This window comes from Amycolatopsis sp. (assembly GCF_025464955.1).
In the GTDB taxonomy this organism is placed as follows: Bacteria; Actinomycetota; Actinomycetes; order Mycobacteriales; family Pseudonocardiaceae; genus Amycolatopsis.
Genome location: NZ_JAODNM010000131.1, coordinates 38,577 through 50,147 on the forward strand (window position 1 = coordinate 38,577; position 11,571 = coordinate 50,147).

Below are 11,571 nucleotides of genomic sequence, written 5' to 3' on the forward strand. Positions count from 1 at the left end.
GCTAACGTGCCCAGTCGCCTTCGTTCGCTGGCCGGGGTGGCTCTGCTTGCCTGCGGCCTGCTCACCGCCTGCACATCGCCCAGCGGAACGACGATCAACCTCTACATTTCGCCGGAGAACAACCTCCAGACCGTGGTTGACCGGTGCAACACCGCCGCCGGCGGGCGCTACCGGATCGTCTACAACAAGCTTCCGCGCGACGCCGACGGGCAGCGTGAGCAGATGGTCCGACGGCTCGCCGCCGGGGACTCCTCATTGGACATCCTCGGCCTGGATGTCACCTGGGTGCCGGAGTTCGCCGAAGCCGGCTGGATCGACGAATGGACCGGCGCCGACAAGGCCGCAGCCACTCGCGACGTCCTCCCCGGGCCGCTGGCGACGGCCCAATGGGACGGGAAACTCTACGGCGCGACGAAGAACACCAACGTGCAGCTGCTCTGGTACGACGACCGCGTCACGCCGAAACCGCCGTCCACATTCGACGACATGATGCGGCAGGCGCAGCAGCTCAACACCGCCGGGAAACCGCACCAGGTCCTGTTCACCGGAGCCCAGTACGAGGGTCTCGTCGTCTTCTACAACACGCTCGTCGCGTCGGCGGGCGGCCACATCCTGTCCGATGACGGCAAGTCGGTGGTCATGGACGCCGGCGCGGTCAACGCACTGGCCCTGCTGAAGACGCTGACCACTACCGGCATCACCAACGCTTCGCTGTCGAACCAGAAAGAAGACCAGGTCCGCCAGTCGTTCCAACGCGGTGAAGGCGCCTTCGAGCTGAACTGGCCGTACGTGTACGCCTCCTACGGCCATGAGAAGCCGCAGGAGCTCAATCACCTGAAGTGGACGCGGTATCCGTCCGTCGTACCCGGAACTCCGAGCCGGGTGACCATCGGCGGTTACAACCTCGCCATCAGCACGTACTCGCCGCACAAACCCGAAGCGTTCGAAGCGGCACTCTGCCTGCGCAACGCGACAAGCCAGAAGTACCAGGCCCTCGAGGGCGGCCTGCCGCCGAGCCTCGCGTCGGTCTACGACGACACCACTCCCCTGGACCCCGCGAAACCCTTCGACGCCAAGGCCAACCCCACGATGGCGAGCCAGTTCCCGATGAAGGCCGACATCCGCGCGGCGCTGCTCAACGCGGCTGTCCGGCCGCTGACCCCGGCGTACCAGACGCTCTCGACGGTGATCGCCAAGGTACTGTCGCCGCCTTCGGACATCGATCCGCAAGCCACCGCGGACGAGCTGCGCGCCAAGCTCGCCGACGCACTCGACTCGAAGGGCATCGTGCCCTAGTTCCGGATCGTCCACCGACTCGAGGAGTCAGCGACGAATGGCGTGGCGTGCGTCCCCGACGCGACGGTACGCATGCTTCGGCGTGGTGCTGTCTCCCTGGGTTCCGGCCAATCGGCAATTGTCACGCTTGTGGGTGACGTGCGCAAGGCGGATTCTGTCGGTGCCCCTCAGTATGTTCGAACGCGTGATCGAACAAAGAAGACCTGAAGCGAAGTCGAGCCCAAACCCACCGGGGCTCGATGTCAACGCGCTGTTCGCGGTGGTTGTGGACGAACTGGACCAAGACGATGCCTTACGAGTGGTCCAGGCGATCGGACAGGCTCGGGCGATGCTGGACGCTGTCCGGCTGCGTGTGCTCGACCGGTTCTCCGCCCTACGTGGCGATGACGCATCCACCCGGAAGCTGGTGGCATCCACCGACAAGATCAGCACCGCCAGGGCAAAGCTGGACCTCGCGCTGGCGCACGGGGTGAGGAAACGCCTTCCAGGTGTGTTCGCGGCGTTGGAGTCAGGACAGCTTGCAGGTGATCGCGTTGCCCAGATAGCCCGCGCTACCCACTCGTTGTCCATCACCCAATGCCGCAAAGTGGATCAGGCGCTGCTCCCCCAGGCGTGTGAGAAGACCCCCAGCCAGCTCGCTCATCTGCTGCGCGTTGTGATCGCGCAGATCGATCCGGTCGGCGTCGCCCGCCGGGCGGACCAACGCACAGCTCAGCGCCGGGTAACTGTGCGGCGGGGCACGGGTGGAATGTCGTGGCTGCGCGCGCTGCTGGACAGCGACGACGCTATCGCGGTGTCCAAGCGACTGGACGCTATCGCCCACGACGCCCACAACGGCGGAGATCGTCGCTCTCTCGACGAGTTGCGGGCCGACACCGTCCTGGACCTCCTGTTGGAGACCGCGCCCAGCCGGGTCGTCACACACCTCCGTGTACCCCAAGCCGGGCACGACCCCTCACCCGGCTCGGCCGCCGACACCGAGACGGCCCGACCTCACCGAAGAGGCTCCCACCGATCCGGTCGAATGCCTTCCTCAGCAAACAAGACCACGCGCAGGCGTTCACGCAAAACCAAGGTCGGCAGGCGACGATGAACACGCTCGCCCGCGGCACTCCATGGGGATATGCACCAGACTCCTGCTGTCAAACGTTCCGTACGGTCCTTCCGGATCTATCCGCCGTACTCGCTGGGTTTGTACAACCGCAGCTGTGGCTTTGAACCATCGGAACGCCTGGAATCGGGATGGGATAGCTGAGAAGGCGGCCTTCACGAACAGTCTTAATGCCACGTGCCACACCCACAGCACCTGTCGCTGCCACCACAGGAACCCAGGCGCCCAAACGAAAGTCGTGGCTCCCAAACGCGCTTCTGGTTCTGCAGGGCGTCAGTTCTGCAGGGCGTCCGCCAGTTCGAGGAAGTGCGCGAGGAACTCCTCGGCGGGCACCGGGCCGGCGGGCCGTAGGACGAACTTCGTCAGCCCGCCTTCAAGGAAACCCTCGAGGAGGCGCCGAGCGTCCGCCCAGCTGCCGGCGACGAGGTCGGCTGGGTCGGTGTCGGGCGCGCGCCGCCGCGAGACGGCGGCGAGGTTGTCCGGGATACCACCGGGAGCGACGGCCAGGCTGAGGCCGTAGTGGTCGGCCTCGATCTCGCGTCCGGCGTCCGCGGCGGCCTCGCGGATGGCCACAACGGCCCGCCCGGCCTGTTCCGGTGTCAGGAAGCTCCCGAGCCAGCCGTCGGCGAGACATCCGACACGGCGAAGAGCTCCCGGTGCGCTGCCGCCCAGCCACAGGTCCAGCGGCTTCGCCGGACGGTCGCTGAGGCTTACCTTGTCGACGCTGAAGAACTCGCCCTCGAAGGAAACCTCGTCCTCGGACAGCAGCAGGCGGATCAGGCTCAGCGACTCGTCGAACACGTCACCTCGACGCCCTCTGGGCACGTCGAACAGCTCCCGCTCCGCCGGGCTCGCCGACTGGAGGCCGAACACCGGCAGAACCCGCTTGGGTGCCAGTCCCGCCAATGTCGCCAACTGCTTCGCCACCAAGACCGGATTGCGCCCCGGAAGCACCGAAACCCCGGTCCCCACTTTCAGCCGGCGCGTCCTCGCCAGCGCGTGGGTCATCCCGATCAGCGGGTCAACCGCGGCCGAATAGACGAGCTCAGGCAGCCACAGCGAGTCGACGCCGGTCTCTTCGAGCCTGTCGACGGCGTTCCCGAAACCGGTGACACCCACGTCGGCACCCAGCGACATCCCGAGCCGGACCTTCAGTTCACCCATACTCTCAGGTCTAGCACGAGTCTCCTGATCGGGCTTACGAGTCCATTTCGGGCGCTGGCCAGCCCCCTCGCCGAGGAAAGCGACCCTGATAGCTTGATAGCTTGGTCACGTCCGACTGCGAAGGAAGCAGTAGATGAGCGTTGAGGTCCAAGACGGTGGCCGGGACGGCCGCCCTGGTTCCTCACCGGAGACCGCCCGTGTGAAGATCGAACTGCTCGGACCGGTCCGAGCGCGGCTCGGCGACACCGAGCTCACCCTCGGCTCAGCCCATCGCCGCGCGGTGCTGGCCGTGCTCGCGATGCGCGCCAACCAGGTCGTCTCCCGCGCCGAGCTGATCGACGCCGTCTGGGGCGAAGAGCCGCCCGCGAGCGCCAACGGCAGCATCTACACCTACATCTCCGGCCTTCGTGCCGCGCTGGAGCCGAACCGTTCGCGCCGCTCGGCCGCGCAGGTGCTGACGTCAGCCGGGTCGGGCTACCGGCTGCAGGTCGACGAGGACGCCGTCGACGTCTACCGGTTCGACGCGTTGAGGGACGAGGCCAAGCGGTGTCAGGCCGAGCGTGACACCGCAGGCGCGCGGAGAGCCCTCGATGGAGCTCTCGCTCTGTGGGACGGCGAAGCGCTTGAAGGGATCCCTGGCCCCTTCGCGGCATCGCAACGCGCTCGGCTCGCCGAGCTCCGACTGACCACGCTCGAACGTCGCGCGCAGGTCGTGCTCGACTCCGGCGGTCACCACGCGATCGTCGACGAGCTGTCGGTGCTGACGCGCGAAAACCCACTGCGCGAAGGCCTCCACAGTCTGCTTCTGCTGGCGCTGTACCGCGCGGGACGGCGGTCGGAGGCGCTCCGGGTGTTCCGGGACCTACGCTCGACCACGATCGAAACGCTGGGCACCGAGCCAGGCCCCGTCCTGACGGGCCTGAACGAGCAGATCCTCGCCGACGACCCCGCGCTGGGCCGGGCTCCGGAGACGCCGGGCGGCGCGGCGAAGCCGATCCCGATCGTCGGCAGGCCACACCCGAGCGGGCCGCGGGTCTTCGTCGGCAGAGAGACCGAGACGACCCTGCTGCTGGCAGCGGTCCGCGACGTCGCCACCGGCCAGGGGCGGTCCGTGTGGATCGAGGGAGAGCCCGGCATCGGCAAGTCCGCGCTGCTCGCCCACTGCCTCGCCGAAACGCCGGGTAGCCAGCTCGCGTGGGCATCGGCGGACGAGCTGGGACAGCGCTTTCCGCTGCGGGTCGTCCTCGACTGCCTCGATGTCACCGCCCATTCCGCGGACCCGCGGCGGGCCAAGCTGGCGGCCGCGGCGAGGCAGTCGGAGAACGACCCCGGCGGCGAGTCGGTCCTGGTCGCGGCGGACGGCGTGGTCGCGCTGGTAGCCGCGCTGTGTGCCGAGGGCCCGCTGATCGTGGTGGCGGACGAACTGCAGTGGGCGGACCCGGCGAGCCTGGTCGTGTGGCAGCACCTGTCCCGCGAAACCCGGCGACTGCCGCTCCTCCTGATCGGCGCGTGCCGCCCGGTGCCGAGACGCCCCGAGCTGGAGCGGCTGCGGGCTGCGCTGCCCGAGACCGGTGCGGAGAACCTCGTCCTCGAACCGCTGCCGGACGCCGTCGTGCACGACCTGATCACCGGCATCACCGGGACGGCTCCCGGTCCGGCGTTGCTCGGTTTCGGCTTGAGCGCCGCCGGAAATCCCTTGTATGTCAAGGAAATCGTCGAGACGTTGACCAGGGAGGGCACGCTGGCAACCGGTGGTGCGCCCGGCCCCTCGGCCATCCCGTCCACGTTGGTCTCAATAGTCGCGCACCATCTGACGTTCCTGTCGGCGCGGACACTGGAGTCCTTGCGGTGGGCCGCGTTGTTCGGCGAAGCGTTCAGCGCCGGAGACCTGGCCGCGGCCCTTGGGTGGCCGGTGTCCAAGCTCGCCGACGTCATCGACGAAGCCCGCACGGCCGGAGTGTTCACCGAATCCCACGGGCGGCTCACCTTCCGGCATCCGCTGATCCGCCGCGCGCTCTACGACAAGACCCCGGCCGCGATCCGGGTCGCGCTGCACCGCCAGCTCGCCGAAGCGCTCGCCAAGGCCGGTGCCCCGGCGGACCGCGTCGCCGAACAGCTCACCGCCGCTCAGGTGCCGATCGACCCGTGGGTGCGGGACTGGCTGCTCGCGGAGGTCGGCGCGCTCGCGCCGCGGGCGCCGCTGGCCGCGACGCAGCTGCTGCGCCGGGCGATAAACTCGCGCTCGGTCACCGGAGACGCCAAGGAGACACTGACCGCGACCATGGCCCGGCTGATGTTCTGGCTGGGCCGAGAGCCCGAGGCCGAGGCCGCCTACGTCGGCGCGCGGACGACCGACAGCGAGCGAGCGGCGGAAATGCGCTGGATCCTCGCCCACATCCATTACCGCCGCGGCGACCTGCCCAAGGCGATCGCCGGGATCCAGGAAGCACTTCGCGACGAAGACACCCCCGCCGAATGGCGGGAGAGGCACAATGCGCTGCTCACCTCGGTGCTGCCGGCCGGATCCCTCCTCTCGATCTTCCTGCCTCCGGCCGACGCGGACGAAGCCAAGCCGGACCAGGGCGGCACGGGGCTCGACCGGGCGCTCGACGCCGTGTCCGCGGTGCCGGAGCTCGCGACCCTGCATCGGATGCTGCTCGACGACACGATGGCGTCGGTACGCGGGTTCGACCACCTCGACAGCACGCTGCGGTCGGTCCGCCAACCGGCCGTGTTGCCCGCCACCGGCAAGCCCGCCGCCGCACACAGCACCGCGCAGACGTACTGGCTCGGTCGTTGGGACGACATCCTCGCCGAGCTGACCACCGCCATCGGCAGCGGTTCGGCCATCGCGTCCTACGCGCTCGGTCCCCCCGGCTCGGCCCGGCTCATCAACGGCCTGGCCGCCCTGATCACGGGCCACCGGGGTCGTCCGGAGGAGGCGCGCGCGCACCTGCGGGCGGCCGGGGAGCAGCCAAGCCTCGAGCTGGCGGACACGGAAGGCGTCGACGTCGTGCTCGCAGCGAACGCGCTGATCGCCGAGCAACAGGACCGGCCCGACTATGCGTTCGACCTGCTCGCAACCCTGCTGGAGCCCGAGTACGCCGCGTCGACGGCGCGGTTCGCGTGGCTTCCCTGGCTGGTCCGGCTCGCGATGGACCTCGGCGAGCGGGGGCGGGCGCGGTTCGCGACGCTCCTTTGCGAGGGCACTGCCGGGCAGGAGACCGCGGCGCTGCGCTGCCGGGCCTTGCTCGACGGCGATCCCGAGCCGACGCTGGTCGCGGCCGAACGCTCCCGGGCCGCGGGACGGCGGCTGGAGTTCGCCCAGAGCATGGAAGACGCCGCTGTCCTGCTGGCGGGAGCCGGCCGGTTACCCGAGGCTATCGCTACCTTCCGGGTGTCGCTGGTGTCCTATACCGAGCTGGGCGCGCGGTGGGATGCCCGGCGTGCCGAGCGCAGGATGTCGACGTTGGGACACAATCAACGTTGTGAGTGAAGCAGCGCTGCGAGTCGAGTTGCTGGGATCGCTGCGCGCGTGGCTCGGCGACGACGAGCTCGCCTTGGGGCCGGCCCGCCAGCGCGCCGTGTTCGCGGTGCTCGCGGCCGATCCGGGACGTCCGGTTTCGCGGGCCGAGCTGATCAGCGCGGTCTGGGGCGACGCCGCGCCGGCGAGCGCCGAAGGCAGCGTGCACACCTACGTCTCGGGGCTGCGCCGGAGCATGGATCCGCAGCGTTCCCGCTGGTCGACCGACGGGCGGCTGCTGTCCGACACGACCGGCTACCAGCTCGAGCTGGCGCCGGAAAACCTCGACCTGCGCGTGTTCGGTGCCCTCCGGGAGCACGCCGCGGCACGGTTCACCGACGGCGACCACCGCGGGGTCGTGGACGCGCTCGACGCCGCGTTGGCGCTGTGGAGAGGTGAAGCCTTTTCAGGTGTGCCCGGCCCGTTCGCCGAACAGCGCCGCGAACACCTCGACAAGCTCCGGATCCGCTCACTCGAACAACGCGCGGTGAGCATGCTCGCGCTGGGCGGCCACACCGAGCTCGTGGCCGAGCTCGCCGTGCTCGTGCAGGAACACCCGCTCCGCGAATCCCTGTGGGAATCGCTGATGATCGCGCTGTACCGAAGCGGACGGCACGCCGAAGCACTCGAGGGTTTCCAGCACGTCCGGAACATTCTTCGCGAGGAGCTCGGGATCGAGCCTGGGCCGGCGATCCGCCTGGTGCACCAGCGGATCCTGACCAACGACCCGATCCTCGATGCCCCTGTCGTCGAGCCCGCGGCTCGAAGCAGCGAAGACGTCGTCCCCGCAAAGCTGCTCTCGGTGGTCCCCGCACAGGTGTCCCGGGCGCTGCACCGCAACTCGCCGAGCGAACCTTTCCTCGGCCGCGAGGGCGAGACGGCGCGCCTGCGCAAGCTGGTCTCCGACGTGCTGGCCGGACGCGGGCGTTCGGTGTGGATCGAAGGGCCGCCGGGCATCGGCAAGTCGGAACTGCTGACCGTGGCACTGGCCGACGCCGGCGGCCGGGGCTGCCAGGTGGCCTGGGCGGTGGCCGAAGAGCTGGGGCGGCGGTTCCCGCTGCAGGTGATCATGGACTGCCTCGGCTTCGAAACCGCCGACGGGCAGCGGCACCGGACGTCCCCGGGCGGCGACCCGGTCCTGTCCGCGGTCGACCAGCTGCTCGCGCACGTCGACGAGCTGTGCGCCCGCGCACCGCTGATGCTGGTGATCGACGATCTGCAGTGGGCCGACGACGCCAGTGTGCTGATGTGGCACCGCTTGTCCGCCGCGACCCGGCAGCTGCCGCTGCTGCTGGTCGCGGCGTCCCGTCCGTCCCCCGACCGCGTCGAGCTGGCCCAGCTGCGCCGCGCGGTGGAGATGCGCGACGACGAGGTCATGCTGCTGAAGCCGCTGGCCACGGTCGACACCGAAGGACTGATCGGCGAGCTCGTCGGCGCCAACCCCGGGCCGGGACTCAGGGCGATGGCGGCCCGCGCCTTCGGAAACCCGCTCTACCTGCGCGAGGTGATCGACGCGCTGATGCGTGAGGGTGCGGTCGGGATCGTCGACGGCACCGCGGACATCAAGGGCGACTCGTTCTACGTCGCGCCGGGTTCCTTGGTCGCCGCGGTCGGCAACCGGCTGGACTTCCTGTCCGAGCCGACGCGCGAAGTGCTCCGCCGTGCCGCACTGCTCGGGATGGAGTTCGGCGTCGCCGAGGTGTCGGCGACGATGGGCAAAGCGCCGTCGGAGCTGCTCGACGCATTCGAAGAGGGCGTTGCCTCAAGCGTGATCATCGAGGCGGGAGCCCAGCTGGCGTTCCGGCACCCGATGCTGCGGCAGTCGCTGTACGAGGGCATTCCCGCCGACGTCCGGGTGGCCTGGCACCGGCGCGCGGCCGAGGCGCTTTCCGCTACCGGCGCGCCCGTCGAGCGGGTAGCGGAGCAGCTGGTCGCGGTGCCCGCCGCCGGCGACGCCTGGGTGGTCGACTGGCTCGCCACCCACCACGACCGGCTCGCCGAGCGTGCCCCGCTGATCGCCGTCGACCTGGTCGGCCAGAGCCTCGACACCTTCCCACCCGGTGACGCGCACCGACAAGACCTGCTACTCGCGCTGGTCCGAGTGCTCCACCGGTTGGACCGCGAGCCGGAGCAGCAAGCCCGCGAAGCGCTCGAAACCGCGACCGATCCGGCTAGCTCGGCGGAGCTACGGCACATCCTCGCGGCGATCCTGTACCGCCGGGGCAGGACCGAGGCGGCCGTCGCCGTGCTCGACGACAACAACGGTCCCGAAATCCCGGAGCTCTGGCGCGAACGCACCCGCTCGCTGCTCGCCAACTTCCGGCGCGGCGACCTCAGCGACCTCGACGCGACGGTCGCAGGCGCCCGCAAGGCGCTGGAGTCCACGCTGGCGTCGAACGACCGATACCCGGCCGCCCACGCACTGCAGACGCTCTGGCTGGTGGACACGATCCGCCGCGACCACCGCACGGCGCTGGGGTACATCAACCGAGCGCTGGACGTGGTCAGCCGCGGCGACGGGCTGGCGGGCATGCGGTTCGACCTGCTGGACAACCGGATGTTCAGCCTGCAGAACCTCGACCGGCTCGACGACGCCGAGGCGGCACTGCGGTCCGCCCGCGAGGTCGCCGCGGAAAACTCCCTGCCGCACGGACTGCAGGTGTCCGCGGCGGTGCAGCAGTACTGGCGCGGGCACTGGGACGAGGCGCTGGTCGAGCTCGACACCGTCACCGAGGACGGCCCGGCGATCACCTTCCACGGCCTGCGCGAGCCCGGCGCCGCGGCCTTGCTGCTCCACGGCGTCGCCGCGCTGATCTCCGGTCGCCGCGGCAGAAGCGCGGAAGCCGCCTCGCATCTCGACGCCGCCGACGGTCACCTGCCGGTGAGTGACGCGGAGCGCGAGAGCTGTGACTTCCTGCTCGTCGCGCGCTCGCTGTCGGCGGAGCAACGTGGCGAACCGGCACTCGCGATCGAGCTGCTCGCCCCGATTCTCGACACCACGTACGCGCAGTTGATGCTGCGCCACCAATGGCTGCCGGACCTCACCCGGCTCGCCGTCGACACGGGCCACCTCGACTGCGCGCGGGCGGCACTCGCGGTGTGCGACGAGGAAGCCGAAAAAGAGGTCGTGCCTGCCAGGGCAGCCGCTGCGGCGGCGAGGTGCCGGGCACTGATCGACGGCGACCCGGAGCCGATGCTGGCCGTGGCCGCGCACTACCGGACGGTCGGGCGGCGCCTGGAGATGGCGTCCGCGCAGGAAGACGCCGCTGTCCTACTGGCACGGCACGGGCGGCTCGCCGAAGCGCGGGCGAACTTCGACGCGGCCGTCAAGGAGTTCGCCACGGTGGGAGCGCTGTGGGACATCCGGCGGGCCGAGTCGCGGCTGCGGGAGTTCGGCGTCGTCGGCACGGGTGCCTCGGCCGAACGGCTTGCGGAAAGCGGCTGGTCCTCGCTGTCCGACGTCGAGACGAAGATCGCGACGCTGGTCGCGCTCGGCCGGTCCAACCCGGGGATCGCGCGGGAGCTCGCCCTGCCCCGCCGGACGGTCCAGGCGCACGTCGCGCGCGTACTGGCGAAGCTGGGTGCCAACTCCCGCATCGGCATCGTCGCCGAGGTCACCGAGAACCTCGGCCGGATCGCTCCCGCTGGATGAACGGGCTGCGCATGGTCCCCGTGACGATCTGGCGTGCCAACAGGACGAACAGCACGAGCACCGGGAGCACGCCGAGGGTCGCGCCGGTGAGCATCAGCGAATAGTCGGTGTAATAGCCGCTCGCCAGCGTCGACAGCGCGACCTGGACGGTCGGGCTGGTGCTGGGGTCGAGCACCACCAGCGGCCAGAAGAAGTCGTTCCAGGCGGCGAGAAACGTCAACATCGCGAGTACCGCGGCCTGCGGTCGCAGCGCCGGGACGGCGACGTGCCAGAAGCTCCGCAGCAGCGAGCAACCATCCATTGTGGACGCGTCGATCAGCTCCTGTGGCACGGCCGCTTCGCACGCCTGCCGCATCCAGAACACGCTGAACGCGCTGACCAGTCCGGGCACGATCACCGCTTCCAGCCTGCCGTACCAGCCGAGATGGCCCACGACCATGTAGAGTGGGATCACGCCGAGCTGCGAGGGCACCATCACCGTGCCGATGACGAGCAGGAAAAGCGTGTCGCGGCCGGGGAAACGCAAGCGGGCGAAGGCGAACCCGGCCAGGCACGACAGCACGACGTTGGACACCATGACCGTCGTCGAGACAATGAGCGAGTTTCCCAGTGCCAGCCAGAAGTCCGACTTCGCGAACACGTTGCGGATGTTGTCCAGCAGGTGCCCGCCCGGCACGAGCGGCGGGGTGGCGTCCCCGATCGCGGAACTGTCGCTTGAGGACACTACGTATGACCAGTAGAGCGGGAAGGCTGACGCCACAACCACGGCGATGAGCAGTCCGTAGACCAGTGGTCCCGGCCCACGAACAGTTTTCGCGCGCACAG

Annotated in this window: 6 protein-coding genes; 4 read left to right on the plus strand and 2 right to left on the minus strand. The window is 69.7% G+C overall.

Annotated elements, in window-relative coordinates:
• The first annotated feature begins 6 nt into the window (after nucleotides 1-6).
• Nucleotides 7-1,296 carry an ABC transporter substrate-binding protein gene (locus JWQ81_RS34505; protein ID WP_297548095.1) on the plus strand — a complete coding sequence of 430 codons (1,290 nt, stop codon included), beginning with the start codon at nucleotides 7-9 and terminating at the stop codon, nucleotides 1,294-1,296.
• 184 nt (nucleotides 1,297-1,480) lie between these two features.
• Entirely contained in the window at nucleotides 1,481-2,389 is a 909-nt protein-coding gene (locus JWQ81_RS34510; protein ID WP_297548097.1) for a DUF222 domain-containing protein, read from the plus strand.
• A gap of 291 nt (nucleotides 2,390-2,680) precedes the next feature.
• Here JWQ81_RS34510 and JWQ81_RS34515 read toward each other — a convergent pair whose 3' ends face one another.
• Complete coding sequence (locus JWQ81_RS34515; RefSeq protein WP_297548208.1) at nucleotides 2,681-3,544, minus strand: TIGR03854 family LLM class F420-dependent oxidoreductase; 864 nt, start codon at nucleotides 3,542-3,544, stop codon at nucleotides 2,681-2,683.
• Nucleotides 3,545-3,704: 160 nt separating this feature from the next.
• Between JWQ81_RS34515 and JWQ81_RS34520 the strand changes: the two genes are divergently transcribed.
• Complete coding sequence (locus JWQ81_RS34520) at nucleotides 3,705-7,067, plus strand: BTAD domain-containing putative transcriptional regulator (protein ID WP_297548099.1); 3,363 nt, start codon at nucleotides 3,705-3,707, stop codon at nucleotides 7,065-7,067.
• Complete coding sequence (locus JWQ81_RS34525) at nucleotides 7,060-10,746, plus strand: BTAD domain-containing putative transcriptional regulator (RefSeq protein ID WP_297548101.1); 3,687 nt, start codon at nucleotides 7,060-7,062, stop codon at nucleotides 10,744-10,746. The genes JWQ81_RS34520 and JWQ81_RS34525 overlap by 8 nt, the downstream gene beginning before the upstream one ends.
• Here JWQ81_RS34525 and JWQ81_RS34530 read toward each other — a convergent pair.
• On the minus strand, nucleotides 10,709-11,569 hold the full coding sequence (locus JWQ81_RS34530; RefSeq protein ID WP_297548103.1) for a carbohydrate ABC transporter permease: 861 nt from the start codon (nucleotides 11,567-11,569) through the stop codon (nucleotides 10,709-10,711). The two genes, JWQ81_RS34525 and JWQ81_RS34530, sit on opposite strands and share 38 nt — an antisense overlap.
• Nucleotides 11,570-11,571 lie beyond the last annotated feature (2 nt).